Consider the following 15963-nt stretch of genomic DNA (forward strand, 5'->3'; position numbering starts at 1 on the left):
GCGGGCAAGTCGGATCGCCGCCCGCGATGCTTTCTTAAGGCGGGTCCATCCCTAACTGCCGCCACATCTTCGCGCTGATCCGTTGCCGATGGGCGTAGCCGTGCCACGGATCCTCCCCCAGCCCCTCCAGGCGCTGTTGCAGGTTCGCCACGTTCCATTGCTGGGCGTGGCGGATGTCATCCAGTTCGTCGCGCGCGATCGGCACCGAGACCGGCAGGCCCGGGCGCGCCCGTACCGAATAGGCGGCTACGGTGCTGGCGCCGCGGGCGTTGCGCAGGTAATCGACGAAAATCTTCCCGACCCGATTCTTCGGGCCCATGGTGGCGGTGATGCGTTCCGGCAACTGGTGCGCCATGAACTGCGCGATCGCCTTGGCGAACAGCTTGACGCTGTCCCAGCCGGCCTTGCGCGCCAGCGGCACGACCAGGTGCATGCCCTTGCCGCCGCTGGTCTTGAGGAACGCCTGCAAGCCCAGCTCGTCGAGTACCGAAAGGGTCAGGTGGGTGGCCTCCAGCATGCTTTTCCAGGGCAGGGCCGGGTCCGGGTCGAGGTCGAGGACGAACAGGTCCGGGGTATCGATCCGGTCGTGGGTCGCGCCCCAGGTGTGCAGCTCGACGGTGCCCATCTGCACCGCTCCGATCAGCGCCGGGCCGCTGTCGATTTCCATCAGCCGGGCGTGGCCGGGATCCAGCGCCGGGTCCAGGTGCCGGATATGGGGAATGGCCATGTGTTCGGCGTGTTTCTGGAAGAACTGCTCGCCTTCCACCCCTTCGGGCGCGCGTAGCAACGACACGGGCCGGTCGCGCAGGTACGGCAGGATCTGTGCCTCGATGCTGGCGTAGAACTGCGCCAGTTGCAGCTTGGTGGTGCCGGACTGCGGGTCGATGACGCGTTCGGGATGGGTGATTTTCACCCCGGCCACGCTGGCGCCGACGTTGTGCTTGCGCGGCTCGGGGCTGGTGCCGCTGCTGCGGGCGGCAAGCGCCTTGGGCGGCAGCGGCTGTTCGCGGACGATCTCGCTGGCCGGCTTGTCGCTGCGCAAGGCGATGAACGCCGCCTGGCGCACCACCTGTTCGCGGGTCCACTCGGCGAACTCGACTTCGGCCACCAGCTGCGGCTCGACCCAGCGCGCGCCGCGGGCCTGGGCCGCGCTCAGCGGCGTGTCCAGCGGCGAGGAGGCACGCGCGAGCCCTTGCAGGCGTTCGTGCAGCTGTTTCAGGGTCTGCTGGTTGAAACCGGTGCCCACCCGGCCGGCGTACCGCAGCCGGCCATCCTCATGGACCCCCAGCAGCAGGGCGCCGAAGCCGCTGCGCGAACCTTGCGGCGGGGTGTGGCCAATGATCACGAACTCCTGGCGTAGCCGGCACTTGAGCTTGATCCAGTCGGCGCTGCGGCGCGATACGTAGAAGCTGCCGGCGCGCTTGCCGATGACCCCCTCCAGCGACAGGGCGCAAGCGCTTTCGAGGATGTCGTTGTGGTGGGCGGCAAAGGCCTCGGAGAAGCGCAGAAGCTTGCTCGAATTGCCCTCCAGCGCTTCCTTGAGCGCCTTGCGCCGCGCTTCCAGGGGCGTTTCGCGCAGGTCTTCGCCGCGCAGGAACGGCGCGTCGAACAGGTAATAGATGATGTCCAGGCTGCGGCCGATATCGAAGGCGTTCTGCAGGGCCTGGAAATCCGGCAGGCCCTTGTCGTTGAGCACCACCACTTCGCCGTCCAGCCAGCTGTCCTTGAGCTTCAGCGCGGCCAGGGCCTTGGCTTGCAAGGGCAGGCGCGCGGTCCAGTCGTGGCCGTTGCGGGTCAGCAGGCGCACGCCGCTGGCGTCGATGCGGGCGAGGATCCGGTAGCCGTCGAACTTGATCTCGTAGCGCCAGTCGCCGCCGGGGGCCTTTTCCACCAGGGTCGCCAGTTGCGGCGTGAGGTGCTCGGGCAGGGCGATGGCCGAGCGTTTCGGGGCTTTCTGCGAGGCTTTTTGCGGGGTTCTCTCCGGAGCTTGCTCCGGCGTTTTGCCCGGTGTCTGTCGCGACGGTTTTTTCGCCGCCGGCTTGGCGGGCCGGGAGTTGCCTTCGCCGACCGTGGCGCCGCTGAGCACGCTTTCGGGCAGGGCTCGGACCACGTCGTACTCGGCGCTCGGCCGCGCCTGGGCGTCCTGCTCCTTGATCAGCAGCCATTGTTCCTTGTCGCCGCTGCCGCGCAAATGGGTGCGCACCAGGGCCCAGTCGCCGCCGAGCTTTTCGCCGATCAGGGTGAACTTGAGCTTGCCGGCCCGGTAGCCGGCCTCGGGGTCGTCGTGGGGCTGCCAGACGCCGTGGTCCCAGACGATCACCTCGCCGGCGCCGTATTGTCCGGCGGGGATGCTGCCCTCGAATTGGCCGTAGCCCAGGGGATGGTCTTCGACGTGTACCGCCAGGCGCTTGTGTGTCGGGTCCAGGCTCGGGCCCTTGGGCACGGCCCAGCTTTTCAGGGTGCCGCCCAGTTCCAGGCGAAAGTCGTAGTGCAGGTTGCGCGCCGCATGTTTCTGGATCACGAAGCGCAGGGAGGCGGCCTTGCCGGTGCGCGCGGCGGGCGGATCGGCAGCGGGTTCCGAGGTGATGGCGAAGTTGCGCTTGCGCTGGTATTCACTCAAGGGTTTAGCCATGACTGCCTGCCTTGTGGTGTGCGTCGCGCCGGCTCAGGCGCGGGATTTTTTCGTGGGTTTCCTGGCCGCCGCGGGCTTGCCGGGCTTTGCCTTGGCCGTGGCCGGGCTGCGGGCCTTGCCGCCCAGGCTGCGCTTGAGCATCTCGGTGAGGTCGATGACATCGGCGCTTTTGCGCGGTTCTGCGTCCGCGGCGCTTTCCACGTCCTCGATCTTGCCGGCGCGGGCCTTTTTCTCCACCAGGGCCATGATCTTGTCGGCGAAGCTGTCGCGGTACTGGTCCGGCTGCCAGTCGGCGCTCATGTCTTCCACCAGGCGCTTGGCCATCTCCCGTTCGCCCTTGGCCAGGTCCGGGTGTGTCACCTCCGGCCCCAGGGACAGTTCGTCGAGGCCGCGCACTTCGGCCGGCCAGCGCAGCATCACCAGCACCAGGGCCGATTCCAGGGGCATCAGGGCCGCCAGGTGTTGGCGGGTATGCAGTACCACCTGCGCCAGGGCGACCTTGGAGGTGCTCTCCAGGGTTTCGCGCAGCAGGGCATAGACCTTGCCGCCGCGCTTGTCCGGCGCGAGGAAGTAGGGGGTGTCGATGTTCTGCAGGGGGATCTGCTCGCTGTCGACGAAGGCGAAGATGTCGATGGTCTGGGTCGAGACCGGGTGGGCCGAGCGGATCTCTTCTTCGCTGAGCACCACGTAGCGGCCTTTTTCGTACTCCACGCCCTTGACGATATGTTCCTTGGTGACTTCCTTGCCGGTGACCTTGTTGATCCGCTTGTAGCCGACCGGGTCCATGCTGCGCTGGTCCAGCCAGTCGAAGTCGACCCCCTGGGAGACGGTCGCCGAGACCAGCGCCACCGGGATGTGAACCAGACCGAAACTGATCGCGCCTTTCCAGATTGCCCGTGCCATGCGCCTGTGCCCCCGTTATGACTGCTGGTGACCGTTGTGTTCAGGTGACCTGCGGCGCGCAGCAAAAGTTTCCCCGGGTTGCCGGCCTGGGTCGGCAGCGAGCGGCGAGGGGACAAGGGGTGTTACATGTCTGACGGATTATTTAATTAACAAGGCTGAACGCGCGGCGTAGCGTGGACTCGAACCCCATATCGCGTCGCCCTCCAGGAGGATCGCCATGAACAGCCTGCTTCGCGCGCTGCTCGCCTGCGCACTGTCGAGCGGGGCCAGCATCGCGGTGTACGCCGCGCCCCAGGCGCCCGCCGCCGAGTCGGCGCCGCTGGCCGGCGTGCTGCTGGCGCAGAACCTGCCCGGCAGCAGCAACAACCCCTACAACAGCCCGATCCGCCGGGCCAACCCCAACAGCATGCAGGGCACCCAGCCCAGCGCACCGCCCCTGCGCGGCCCCAATACGGTGCCGGTGCCGCGCCCTCCGACCCTGGAAAACGGTGGCATCGGCAACGGTTACCCACGGACTGCCCCACCGCCGCGGACTGTAGATCCCACACCCACGACCACACCGCCGCGTAATCAACCGCAGCGATAGACGCTGACCGCCCCTGGCCGAGGCCGGCCGCGGTGCGGGAATCTTTTTATCGACAGAAGGAATCGTGCATGTTGCGTAAAACCCTCCTGGCCACTGTGTGCGCCAGTCTTTTGTTCGGCGCCGCGCTTCCCGCGCTGGCCGCCGGCAGCCAGTCGTTCCCGAGCGAACAGGGCACCCTCAGTGTGACCCCGGTGGCCCAAGGCCTGGATCACCCCTGGGCGCTGGCGTTCCTGCCGGACCGCCAGGGCATCCTGATCACCGAGCGGCCGGGCAACCTGCGCCTGGTCGGCGCCGACGGCACGCTCTCCCAGCCGCTGGGCGGCGTGCCGCAGGTCTGGGCCAAGGGGCAGGGCGGGTTGCTGGATGTCGCCTTGTCGCCGGACTTCAAGCAGGACCGCCTGGTCTACCTGGCCTATGCCGAAGGCGGCGGCGAGGGGGGCACGGCAGGCACCGCGGTGGGGCGTGGACGGCTGTCCGAAGACTTGAAGAGCCTCAAGGATTTCCAGGTGATCTTCCGCCAGGAGCCCAAGCTGTCCACGGGTAATCACTTCGGCTCGCGCCTGGTGTTCGACCCGGCGGGCTACCTGTTCGTCACCCTGGGCGAGAACAACGACCGCGCGACCGCCCAGGACCTGGACAAACTGCAGGGCAAGATCGTGCGCCTGTACCCGGACGGCAGGATTCCGCCGGACAACCCCTTTGCCGGCCAGCCGGGCGCGCGGCCCGAGATCTGGTCCTACGGGCATCGCAACCCCCAAGGCGCGGCGCTCAATCCCTGGAGCGGCACCCTGTGGGACAACGAGCACGGCCCCAAGGGCGGCGACGAGATCAACCTGATCGAGCGCGGCAAGAACTATGGCTGGCCGCTGGCAACCCACGGCATCAACTATTCCGGCGCGCCGATTCCCGAGGCTAAAGGCAAGACCGCTCCCGGTACGGTGCAGCCGCGGCACGTCTGGGAGAAGTCGCCGGGCATCAGCGGCATGGCCTTTTACGACAGCGATCGTTTCCAGCCCTGGCAGCACAACCTTTTTATCGGCGCGCTGGCCTCGAAGGAGCTGATCCGCCTGCAATTCGACGGCGACAAGGTGAGCCACGAAGAGCGCCTGCTGGGCGAACTCAAGGCGCGCATCCGCGACGTGCGTCAGGGGCCGGACGGCTACCTGTATGTGCTGACTGACGAAGACAAAGGCGCGCTGTATAAAGTCGGCCTGGAATAACCCCGATACCTGTAGGAGCGAAGCTTGCTCGCGATAAATCTGCAACGCTGACGCAGGTCTAAGGATGGATCGCCGCGTCGCGGCTATCGCGAGCAAGCTGCGCTCCTACAAGGTTTGGGGCTTGTCCTGGGGGGCGTAAAGGACCACCGCGGCCTGCAGCTTGCCGCTGCCGAAGCGGCACATCTTGGCGAACTCGCCGTGGTTCACCGGCAGGTGCTGGCAGTCCAGCGGCTGACGGTGCTGGCTGTGGTCGACATCGGGGTCGTGCAGGTAGACGAATTCCTCGTCGCAGTCGGTGATCATCACCCAGTGCGGGGCCTTGGAGCGGGTCAGGCGGTAGCTGCTGATCAGCACCAGCGGCTGGCCACCGCCCTGCAACAGCGCCGGCAGATCCAGCGGGCCACCCACTACTTGCAGCACTTCGCTGCGATCCAGCTCCGCACAGAACTCCTCGTGCACCAGGCGCATGACGTCTTTTTTATGTGCGTCGCGCACCCCAGCGAGAAACAGCGGCCCGCGGGTATTGACCTGCAACCTGACCCCGAAGCCCCGGCGCCACGCGGCCAGCGCCAGGCCCTGGGGGCTGCAACCACCGTGGCCGGAGGTCATGAACACGGTGGTTGCCTCGCGCCAGATCTGCAGCTCTTCGCGCCGCTCCAGGGCCCGCGCCGGCTGCAGCGCGCCCATGGCCATCAGCAGGCAGGCCGGGCCGCAGGTGAAGTCGGTGGTCTGCTGGTAATAGGGCACGTGGACGCTGCCGGTTTCGCGATGTTGCAGGATGCGTTTTTCCAGGCGCAGGGCATCGGCGTGGTCCTGGTAATAGTCGTGGCGCACGGCGAAGCGCCGGTAGCCGTTGCGTTCGTACAGGGCGATGGCGGTCGGGTTGTCGGCCCGTACCTCCAGCCGCAGATAGGCGCAGTCATGTTCCCGGGCGCAGGCCTCGATGCGTTCCAGCAAGCGCTTGCCCAGGCCCAGCCCGCGAGCCTCGAGGGCGATGGCGATCGAATACAGGCGGGCCAGGGACGTACCGCGATGGAACAGCACCAGGGCGTACCCCAGCAGTTGCCCCGACTGTTCGGCGACGATCAGCCGTGCATGGGCGCGGCTGACCATCCACTGGAAACTGCGCGGTGACAGGCGATCGGTGGTGAAACACTGTTGTTCCAGCCGCGTTAATGCGGGCAGATCCTGCGGGGTGGCAATGCGAAAGACCAGGTCCATATAACCGCCGTAAAAGTTGCGTAACGAAACGAGACTTTCAAAAAAGTTCGTGCTTAATAGAACAGGTCTTGTTCTTCAACGGATCAAACACTATGTCAGCGGTACAAGGTCATTGGCGTGAAGTATCGGAGCAAAGTTTGCCGGCGACAATAACTTCGACTACTTATTTTTCCACGCCCGGTACAACCTCAAGTCAGTTGTTGATTATTGTCGAACGCAAGGAAGACTGGGCCTCTTACTTCCCCTGCGAAGATGTCCTCAGCGCCCAGGAATACCTCGAACAAAACCGGGTGACGCCGCCTGGCAAGCGGGTCCAGGTCATCAACCTGTGCCGCAGCTACAAGTACCTGGGGCACGGCTACTATTGCTCGCTGCTGGCCGAAGCCCGGGGGCACAAGGTGATTCCTTCGGTACGCACCATCAGCGAACTGACGCGCAAAGCCCTCTACGGGCTGGCCCTGGACGATCTGAATAAAACCCTGGAAAAGGCCCTGAGCCATCATCTTTACAGCGATACCGAAGCGTTTACCTTGACCCTGTATTTTGGCCGGACCCATATAGAGCCCTTGCAGGAATTGGCGCGCCAGTTGTTTGAAGTATTTCCCTGTCCGATATTACTGGTGGACTTCAAGCGAACTAACGGCTGGCATATCGAAGGCGTGAAGTCCGGCGCACTGCATAAGTTGCGCGAAGACCAGGAAGACCAGTTCGCCCACTCGCTGGACAACTTCAGTCGCAAGATCTGGCGCCTGCCTCGCTCGAAAAGGCTGGCCCGCTACGACCTGGCGATCCTGCACGATCCGCACGAGGCCTTGCCGCCCTCCAACGCCCGGGCGCTGGAAAACTTCGTCCGGGTCGGCCAGGGCCTGGGCATCGACATCGAGCTGATCGAGAAAAAGGACTACGCGCGCATCGCCGAATACGATGCCCTGCTGATCCGCGAGACCACCAGCATCGATAACCACACCTACCGTTTCGCCAAAAAGGCCGAGAGCGAAGGGCTGGTGGTGATGGACGATCCCGCCTCGATCCTGCGCTGCACCAACAAGGTCTACCTGACCGATCTGCTGAAAAGCCATCGGCTGGGCATGCCCGCCACCGAGATTCTCTACAAGGACCGACCGCAAGACTTCGAGCGCGTGGGCGAACGCCTGGGCTTTCCGCTGGTGCTGAAGATTCCCGACGGTTGTTTCTCCCGTGGGGTGATCAAGGTGGAAAGCCGGCAGGCGCTGCTGGAGGCCACCGCCGAGCTGTTCGAGCACTCGGTGCTGTTGCTGGCCCAGGAATTTTTCTACACCGAGTACGACTGGCGCATCGGCGTGCTCAACCGCAAGCCGATCTACGCCTGTCAGTACTTCATGTCCAAGGGCCACTGGCAGATCTACAACCACCAGGCCAAGGGCCAGGATATCAATGGCGAGTGCCGGACCCTGGCGGTCCATGAAGCGCCGCGGGCGGTGGTGGAGCTGGCGGTGAAGACCGCCAACCTGATCGGCGATGGGCTGTACGGCGTCGACCTGAAGCAGGCCGGCGATCGGGTGGTGGTGATCGAAGTCAACGACAACCCCAACCTGGATGCCGGCATCGAAGACGCCTACCTGCGCGACGATCTGTATGGCCTGGTGCTGGAGGAATTCGTCCGCCGCCTGGAGCTCAAGCGCCGCGGCCAGGCCTGGTGAGCCGCCGATGATCAAGCGCTTTCAGTTGGACCGGGGCGGCTTGCTGCCCACTGCAAAGCTGGATGCCCAGGTGCTGCTGTTCTGCGCCCCGGACTCCGCCGAGCGCGATGTGCTGCTTAACGATTTCAAGCTCGACGAACACGCCCTGGCCTCGGCCCTGGACCCGGACGAGGTGTCGCGCATCGAGTTTCACCCGGACAACCTGTTCCTGATCTGGAAACGTCCGGAAAGCTGCTCCGGCGGCGCCAGCCTGGCGTTCGAGGTGTCTTCCTGCGGGTTGCTGTTTTCCCCGCAGCGCCTGCTGGTGATCGCCCACGACGACAGCCAGCTCAACGGCCTGGGCGCGCGCCAGCCCCTGCATAGCCCACTGGATGTATTGCTGGATCTGCTGGCCAACAACCTCCATCACTACCTGGGACACTTGAAGGTGATCAAGCTGATTGCCCGCGAGTTGCAGCAGCGGTTCAACGAATCGATGGAAAACCGCCACCTGATCCAGATGTTCAACCTCAGCGAAAGCCTGATCTATTACATCAACGCCATCCACAGCAACGGCGCGGTGCTGAGCCGCCTGCGCAACCATGCCGAGAAGGCGCAGTTCAGCGCCGAGGCCATCGGCCTGATCGACGACCTGATCATCGAGAACAACCAGTGCTACAAGCAGGCGGAGATCTATTCGACGGTGTTTTCCGGGTTGATCGATGCCCGCGGCAACCTGATGAACAACAACACCAACAGCCTGTTGCGCAAGCTGACCCTGATCAACGTGGTGTTCCTGCCGCTGAACCTGATCGCCAGCATTGGTGGCATGTCCGAGTTCAGCATGATGACCGCCGGTACGCCGTGGTGGATCGCCTATCCGCTGTTTCTCGCGGCCATGCTGCTGGGGGCAGGGGGGATGCTGCTGGGGCTCAGGCGCCTGGCGGCGGGCAAGGGCGCCTGAAGGCTCAGGCCGGTGGCAGGGTCAGGACCTCGAAGCCGTCGCGGGTCACGGCCACGGTGTGCTCCCACTGCGCCGAGAGGCGATTGTCGCGGGTGACCACGGTCCAGCCGTCCTTGAGGCCGCGGACCCGCGGGCTGCCCTGGTTGAGCATCGGCTCGATGGTGAACACCATGCCTTCGCGCAGTTCCAGGCCGGTGCCGGGGCGGCCGAAATGCAGCACCTGCGGTTCTTCGTGCATCTGCCGGCCGATGCCGTGGCCGCAATATTCGCGCACCACGCTGTAGCCCCGGGTTTCGGCGTATTTCTGGATGGCATGGCCGATATCGCCCAGGCGTGCGCCGGGGCGCACCGCCTCGATGCCTTGCCACATGGCCTCGAAGGTGGTGCTGACCAGGTGCCGGGCCTTGGGGCTGACATCGCCGATCAGGTACATCTTGCTGGCGTCGGCGATAAAGCCGTTTTTCTCCAGGGTGATGTCGATGTTGACGATGTCGCCGTCCTTGAGCACCGCCTGTTCGTGGGGCATGCCATGGCACACCACTTCGTTGATCGAGGTGTTGATCGAATAGGGGTAGCCGTACTGGCCCTTGCTCGCGGGGCGGGCGCCGAGGTCATGGCGGATGAAGCGTTCGACCGCGGCGTCCAGGGCCATGGTCGACAGGCCGGGCGCGACCAGCGCGTCGAGATAGGCGAAGACCTGCGCCAGCAGGCGCCCAGACTCGCGCATCAGGTTCAGTTGCGCCGGGGTCTTGATCAGGGCCTGGGTCATTCGCTGCGGCCCCGGATCAGGTCGGCCTTGTTCAGCAGCAGTTTGTTGATCAGGTCGTTGTAGGCCAGGTGCGGGTTGAGCTCGGCCAGCAGGCCGATCTTGATCCAGAACTCGGCCTGGGCGTTGATGGAGCGATCCATCTCGGCGCTGGCGACGCGGATCTGTTCATGCAGTTGATCGGAAATCTTGACGATGCCCATGGGACTCATGCTCGTGGAAATATACGAAGCATATATGTTTCGTATATTCGTGGGCAAATAATTGTCCTTTTGGTTTTCCTCGACACGAGCATTGACTTGCCGGCCGCGCGCCGGTTAATTTCCTTGCCATGACTTTTTCCGCATTCCGTTCCCAGCCAAGCATTATTACCGCCATTCCTGATTGGCGGGCTTGCTGACGAGTGCACCCAACCCGCCCTAGAGGCGGGTTTTTTCTTTCTGTCTCCGGGGTCTTCAACACAGCCAGGAGACGCCCATGAACCATCCCGCCGAGCCCTCTGAGCCACTGGAACTGCTTGAGCGCTATGTGAAAAAAATCCTCGCGGCGCCGGTCTACGACCTGGCGGTGCGCACACCGCTGCAGCCGGCGCCGAGCCTGTCGGCGACGCTGGGCAATCAGCTGCTGCTCAAGCGTGAGGACCTGCAACCGACCTTTTCCTTCAAGATCCGCGGCGCCTACAACAAGCTGGTGCACCTGAGCGAGGAGCAGCAAGCGCGCGGGGTGATCACCGCGTCCGCCGGCAACCACGCCCAGGGCGTGGCCCTCGCGGCCCGGGAACTGGGGATCAAGGCGACCATCGTCATGCCGTGCACCACGCCGCAGTTGAAAGTGCAGGGCGTCAGCAGCCGCGGCGCCGAGGCGGTGCTGCAGGGCGAGAGCTTTCCCTTTGCCCTGGCCCATGCCTTGCAACTGGCTGAACGCACCGGGCAGACCTTTGTCTCGCCCTTCGACGACCCGCATGTGATCGCCGGGCAGGGCACGGTGGGTATGGAGATCCTGCGCCAGCACCCGGGGCGCCTGGATGCGATCTTCGTTCCGGTGGGCGGTGGCGGGTTGATCTCCGGGATCGCCGCCTATGTGAAATACCTGCGCCCCGAGGTGCGCATCGTCGGCGTCGAGTCCGAACACTCCAACTGTCTGCAGCAGGCGCTAAGGGCAGGGGAAAGGGTGGTGCTGCCCGGTGTCGGCACCTTCGCCGACGGGGTCGCCGTGGCGCAGGTCGGCGCCCATTGTTTCGAGCTGTGCCGCCTGTTGGTGGACGAGGTGATCACGGTCAGCAACGACGAACTCTGCTGTGCGATGAAGGACATCTACGATGACACTCGCTCCATCACCGAGCCCTCGGGCGCGCTGGCGGTCGCCGGGATCAAGCAGTACGTGGCCCGCAGCGGGGCGCGGGGTGAAACCCTGGTGGCCATCGACTCCGGGGCCAACATCAACTTCGACCGCCTGGGGCAGGTGGCCGAGCGCGCGGCCTTGGGAGCCGGCGCGCTGGTGTGAGAGCGGGCTTTCTGGATAACCGCAGCGGCAGGTTTTGCGACGGCTGCGCCGCCGATCGCAGGCTGCGCCAGCGGCTACAGGAGCCGCGCTGCCCTTGTAGCCGCTGCCGAGCACCAGCGAGGCTGCGATCGGCAACGCAGTTGCCGTAAATCCTGAATCCCGGATTTCCCCGGACAAACGCGTCGGCGAGCTTACTCCGCGCTGGCCTTCTCGACCTTGTCCGAGGCGGACCACAGGCGGTAACGCACTTCGATGTCCTTGGGCGCGTAGATCACGATCGGCAGCTTGCTGTTGTAGCGCAGCACGAAACCTTCGCCGACCACCGGCACGAACGCCTGTTTGCTGGTGCCTTCAGGACAGGCCATCAAGGTGCTCATCGGGCCGCTGACCTTTTCCAGGCGGTAGTAGGAATAGCCCCAGCCTTCCAGGTTCTTCTCTTCCAGGGTGCCGCCCAGGCGCTGACGGTTGCAATCGACGGTCAGGGTCTTGCCGGCCAGGATCTCGACCTTGAAGTCCTCTTCCTTGGCCTGCTTGGGCAAATGGATCACCTGGCGCACAAAACCGTTATCGGCCTTGGGGTAGGGCGCCACGTCTTCGAGCTTGGCCGCCTGGCTCAGGGTGGAAACACCGCTCAGCAGCAGAGCGACGGTAGTGGCAACGGGAGAAAAGCGCATAAGGCCTCCTTGCAGATTGATCGACGGCTTCCATGGAAAGAAGCCGCTGGCATGAAACGCCGCGCAGTTTGACCGGCCAAGGCCCGTCGATGCAAACCTCAGCCCATCCGACCCCGGCAAATTGCCGGGCGACCAGCGGCAAATCCGGCAATTTGCACGATGCTGCTGTTCGCCAAGACGCCTAACCTGATGATTTGTCGCGCATTGTCCAGCCGCTGCTAAACGGCACGATTGATGCTCCTTGCCATACAGGGCGTCGACTGCTGCGCAGAGCCGGATCGCCAGCCGACAGCCCGCCGTATCCGGCCAGATACCGCAGATGTCCGTGGAAAAAAGGCTCGATACTCAGACCAAAAAAGAATTTAGCGGCGCCGCGAATCCGGCCTACGCTAGGGATTGGCTTGTTCTTCAAGGGAGGTCAAGTCATGCCCTACGCCGTATTCGGGTAAGGAAGCCCGAAACGATTTCTGGCCATCGCCGATGGCCGTTGCAGCAACGGAGATCTGCCATGTTTTTATCTGCCTTGGAATTGCGCAACATCATTGAAAGCAGCTTTTTGCCCAAACGCTGCCAGTGCACCCTGAGCCCCGATCTGCACATGACCGTGAAAGTCTTCGGCGACCACGAAACCGACCGTGTGGACCTGGTGGTCACCGGTATCGACGCGGCGAGCCTCAATGGCTGCCGGGAAATCAACGACCTGATCGCCGAACTGCGTTATGACCTGGCGAACCCGCCAGACAGCCAGTCCAGCCGCCCAAGAATCAGGGCTCATTGATCGGTGAGTGACCGCTTTGCTCGGCCTGGCCCGGTAAACCCGGGCCGGCCGCCATTCAACAGCTGCGCTGATACGCAATCGCCAGATTCCCAACCGGGTGCGAGACAGAACATCGTCAGTTCTGATTGCTGCAGGCATCCGACAACTTGCGGTAACTGATGGCTTCGAGCTGGCCCGCCTTGTCGATAAAGGTCATGTCCGCGGTAATCACCTTGCACTCCGGCGTCGCCGGCTCGCTCATCGACACCACCTTGGCCACGTTCAGCGGCATGCCGTAGTGATAGGGCACCGGCTGCACCCGGGCGCTATCCGCCTGCGCCATACCAACGGCCCCCAAAGCCAGGGCCCCGACCAGCAAAGTACGCATGTTCATAAGAGTTCTCCGAGAAGTCGGCTCGACACATGAAAACGTCGAGGCGCCGCGGAGGGCGACAGAGGATTCTGCGCTGCGCGGTCCCCAGCAGTGTTGGACTGGGGGATTAATCGGAGATTAAGCAGGGGGCTAGGGGGGAGCGGGCAGGCCGCTGTTCTGAATGCCTTTATCGTCTAGTCGCGGCAAGGCGTGAAGGCAGGGGCCGAGCCCCTGCCTTGCGTACCCAGGGGTCTATTTCTTTGCTTTTTCCTGCTCTTTTTCCTTTTCTTCCGCCTCCGGCACATCGATCCCGCGGATATCGAAGTAGCATTGCCCGCCCAGTGACTTCGCTGACCGCTGGGCAACGGACTGGACCAACTGGTCGTGAATGAAGTTGCCGAACAACAGGCTGACTTCCTTCGACAAGGGCGACAGTTGCTCCTTGAACCATTCCTCTTCCAGCAGCACTTGCCATACCTGCATCTGCTGCGGAGTGCCGGCGGCCCTGTAGCCGTCGCGCGCGCGGCCGCTGCGCATGCTGCGGGCCTCGCTGTCCACATCCTCCAGCCAGCCCAGTTCGGTCCTGAGCGCCTCGCGCTCGGTTTGCAGTTCCTGGGTGCGCTTGAGGCGCACCTGCCTCTTTTCCTGGGTTTCCAGCGGACGCCCGAACATGCCGGCACTGTTCCCCGCGGCATACTGGCTGGCGTTGAGGCGGTCTTCCTCTTCGCCAATTTCCTTCAGGCGCTGCACATAAGGACGCGAGATAGACGCCAGCCAGCGGATATATAGGCGCATATGGCCGAGGAAGGGCGCCTGATCGCCCAGATTGAGATTTTTCAACTGGGCGATGCTGGACTGGGCGGCCGACTGATAGTACCTGACCAGCCCAAGGGCGCTCTTGCCGTTGATGTGGTCTTTGAAGGTGAACAGCTCAGCAGTATCGGCATCCTTCTCATATAACTCTTCTAGATGAGGGAACGGCACCCCAGCCTTGAAGGCTGCCCGGTACATACGGTGCAGGCTGACCAGGGCCAGCTCGGCGCTGGGCTTCTGCTCGCCGGGCAGCAGGCTGCCGCCGATATCCTCGCTGACCCCGGGCATCAACTCCTCACGCCACTTGCCATTCCCTTTGCCGAGCAGGCAGGCCCGCCGGTAAAAGCGCCGCTCGTGGGCGGCGACCAGGTGCAGCGCCTGCCGTACCTGCTTGGGCAGGCTGTTGAAGTCCCCCAGCACCGTGCTGGTGGGCATGGGCATATAGTCGTCGATCAGCGGTATTTCGCTATGGCTGCGGTCCACCGCGTCGAACAGGCCGGCGAACAGCACGACCACTTGCGCGCCCTGGTATTCCACCTTCTCGCCGTCGATTTCGCATTTTTCCAGCAAACGGTGCAGAAAGCCCCGGGCCAGGGTGGCGCCGTAGTCGAAGCCATACACGGACAGTTCGATGCGTTTCAGGGGCGGGCCGCTCAATGCCTTGACCCTGCCGATTTCATCGTTCAGGTAGTCGATGGCGCCATCAATGCGGATAGTGGCGCCGGTCTTGGCCACTTGAGCCATGATCGGGTGATCGCGCAGGGGAGGGACAACTTCGGAGGCAGCTTCAACCACCGCGCCCTTGAACACTTTCAGGGCTTTGAAGGGCGCGTGTACCAGATCGTTCAGGTCGCGCTTCAAGCGTTCCCACCAGTTACGACCTTCCAGCACATCCAGGATGACTTTTTTCCCTTCGTCCTGTGCCGTGTCCTTGGGGATATCCGCTGCCTTATCACCGAGGATATTCACGCCAGCATTGGCGGTGGTAGTCAGGTCTGCAAGGTATTCCGTGCCCATACCTGAAACATATAACCTTCGATAGTTGTAGGAAGACTCATCTTTTCCTGTAGTGGGATGCGCCATATACATCTTGCCGATATTACTAACTCGCCCTGCCTGTAAGTCTTTAAGCAAATGGCGTCCAAAACCGTCGAAAAAGAATCCGATCCGCAGGGTTCGTTCACAGCTGGTGATATGTGAGTTTTTGACCGATCCCACACAACGGGCGCTGGCAGCGGTCGCCAGATCAATATCACGAGTGCTCATTGGGATTTAGCTTCCTTATCCTTGGTATTAGCCACTGGCGGCGCTTCCTTCAAATTTTCATATGGAGTATCGAGATTGGTGCTCCAAGCTACGCGGACCTGATCTTTAGGGAAAAAGTGCACATGTAGATATCGGTCACCACGTTGACGAGGAGGATTAGGAATCTCGATTGATAGGGTTTCTTTTTTAACCCCGTCGCGCACTTGTTCGCCTGTACGACCTTTTATCCAATCCACCTTCAGAGTTTTGCCCTCAATGCGCCAGCAGCAGGTTGCTCCACCTCCTCCGTTTGCGGTGGCATTGCCTCCCCAATTGTCATTGACGAAATAGCTGAAAATAGGACGATCCGTTTGGTTGTGAACGTAGAGCATGGCTCCCGGCATACGATTGTGTTGCCAGATGAAATACGCAGCGATCAACCCTCCCCAAATGACCAGATTGATTAGGGTCTTCTGCAGACCAGACAGGGATTTCCAGCGCTTCCTGAGTGATTGAATCGATGTCACAACAAACTCCTTGTCGGTGCGAATCCGTTTCGGCGCACGGTCACGTTCTTTGGCCTGGATTGCACGTTCGCCGCTCCAGCCGGGCTGTCTGCAAAGGCCTCTATCCGAGGGGGCTATCGGT

Annotated in this window: 15 protein-coding genes; 6 read left to right on the forward strand and 9 right to left on the reverse strand. The window is 63.2% G+C overall.

From position 1 onward, the window contains the following. Positions 1-34 precede the first annotated feature (34 nt). Positions 35-2632, reverse strand: coding sequence for a DNA ligase D (gene ligD, locus TO66_RS14825; protein WP_044463036.1), 2598 nt, complete (start codon positions 2630-2632; stop codon positions 35-37). A gap of 33 nt (positions 2633-2665) precedes the next feature. Further along, positions 2666-3535 (reverse strand): Ku protein, encoded by an 870-nt coding sequence (locus tag TO66_RS14830; RefSeq protein WP_044463037.1) that lies wholly within the window; start codon positions 3533-3535, stop codon positions 2666-2668. A gap of 217 nt (positions 3536-3752) precedes the next feature. Here TO66_RS14830 and TO66_RS14835 point away from each other — a divergent pair, with 217 nt between their 5' ends. Continuing rightward, positions 3753-4121: a hypothetical protein gene (locus TO66_RS14835; RefSeq protein ID WP_044463038.1), complete on the forward strand. Its 369-nt coding sequence runs from the start codon at positions 3753-3755 to the stop codon at positions 4119-4121. Between the two features lie 68 nt (positions 4122-4189). Beyond that, on the forward strand, positions 4190-5341 hold the full coding sequence (locus TO66_RS14840; protein ID WP_044463039.1) for a PQQ-dependent sugar dehydrogenase: 1152 nt from the start codon (positions 4190-4192) through the stop codon (positions 5339-5341). A 105-nt stretch (positions 5342-5446) separates the two neighbouring features. Here the strand turns inward: TO66_RS14840 and rimI are convergent, their stop codons facing one another. After that, positions 5447-6562 (reverse strand): ribosomal protein S18-alanine N-acetyltransferase, encoded by a 1116-nt coding sequence (gene rimI, locus TO66_RS14845; RefSeq protein WP_044463040.1) that lies wholly within the window; start codon positions 6560-6562, stop codon positions 5447-5449. A gap of 92 nt (positions 6563-6654) precedes the next feature. Between rimI and TO66_RS14850 the strand changes: the two genes are divergently transcribed. Then, a complete protein-coding gene (locus TO66_RS14850) occupies positions 6655-8241 on the forward strand; it encodes a RimK family protein (RefSeq protein ID WP_044463041.1) in 1587 nt (528 codons plus the stop codon). A gap of 7 nt (positions 8242-8248) precedes the next feature. Continuing rightward, positions 8249-9184: a magnesium transporter CorA family protein gene (locus TO66_RS14855; RefSeq protein ID WP_044463042.1), complete on the forward strand. Its 936-nt coding sequence runs from the start codon at positions 8249-8251 to the stop codon at positions 9182-9184. A 4-nt stretch (positions 9185-9188) separates the two neighbouring features. Here TO66_RS14855 and map read toward each other — a convergent pair whose 3' ends face one another. Next, positions 9189-9953 carry a type I methionyl aminopeptidase gene (gene map / locus TO66_RS14860; RefSeq protein WP_044463043.1) on the reverse strand — a complete coding sequence of 255 codons (765 nt, stop codon included), beginning with the start codon at positions 9951-9953 and terminating at the stop codon, positions 9189-9191. Continuing rightward, positions 9950-10153, reverse strand: a complete 204-nt coding sequence (locus tag TO66_RS14865; protein ID WP_044463044.1) for a ParD-like family protein — start codon at positions 10151-10153, stop codon at positions 9950-9952. The genes map and TO66_RS14865 overlap by 4 nt, the downstream gene beginning before the upstream one ends. A gap of 274 nt (positions 10154-10427) precedes the next feature. Between TO66_RS14865 and ilvA the strand changes: the two genes are divergently transcribed. Then, a complete protein-coding gene (ilvA, locus tag TO66_RS14870; RefSeq protein ID WP_082061085.1) occupies positions 10428-11453 on the forward strand; it encodes a threonine ammonia-lyase, biosynthetic in 1026 nt (341 codons plus the stop codon). A gap of 191 nt (positions 11454-11644) precedes the next feature. Here the strand turns inward: ilvA and eco are convergent, their stop codons facing one another. After that, positions 11645-12127, reverse strand: a complete 483-nt coding sequence (eco, locus tag TO66_RS14875) for a serine protease inhibitor ecotin (RefSeq protein WP_044463045.1) — start codon at positions 12125-12127, stop codon at positions 11645-11647. A gap of 508 nt (positions 12128-12635) precedes the next feature. Here eco and TO66_RS14880 point away from each other — a divergent pair. Next, positions 12636-12905, forward strand: a complete 270-nt coding sequence (locus TO66_RS14880) for a DUF1652 domain-containing protein (protein WP_044463046.1) — start codon at positions 12636-12638, stop codon at positions 12903-12905. A gap of 115 nt (positions 12906-13020) precedes the next feature. Here TO66_RS14880 and TO66_RS14885 read toward each other — a convergent pair whose 3' ends face one another. From TO66_RS14885 to TO66_RS32580, 3 genes are all read right to left on the reverse strand, one after another. Beyond that, positions 13021-13278 (reverse strand): DUF2790 domain-containing protein, encoded by a 258-nt coding sequence (locus TO66_RS14885; RefSeq protein ID WP_044463047.1) that lies wholly within the window; start codon positions 13276-13278, stop codon positions 13021-13023. 231 nt (positions 13279-13509) lie between these two features. Continuing rightward, the gene (locus TO66_RS14890) at positions 13510-15336 is read right to left on the reverse strand and encodes a phospholipase effector Tle1 domain-containing protein (RefSeq protein WP_256243632.1); all 1827 of its coding nucleotides are present in this window, start codon (positions 15334-15336) and stop codon (positions 13510-13512) included. Then, the gene (locus TO66_RS32580; protein ID WP_082061086.1) at positions 15333-15842 is read right to left on the reverse strand and encodes a DUF3304 domain-containing protein; all 510 of its coding nucleotides are present in this window, start codon (positions 15840-15842) and stop codon (positions 15333-15335) included. Before TO66_RS32580 ends, TO66_RS14890 begins: the two co-directional genes overlap by 4 nt. Between the last annotated feature and the right edge of the window lie 121 nt (positions 15843-15963).

The organism is Pseudomonas sp. MRSN 12121 (assembly GCF_000931465.1).
GTDB lineage: Bacteria > Pseudomonadota > Gammaproteobacteria > Pseudomonadales > Pseudomonadaceae > Aquipseudomonas.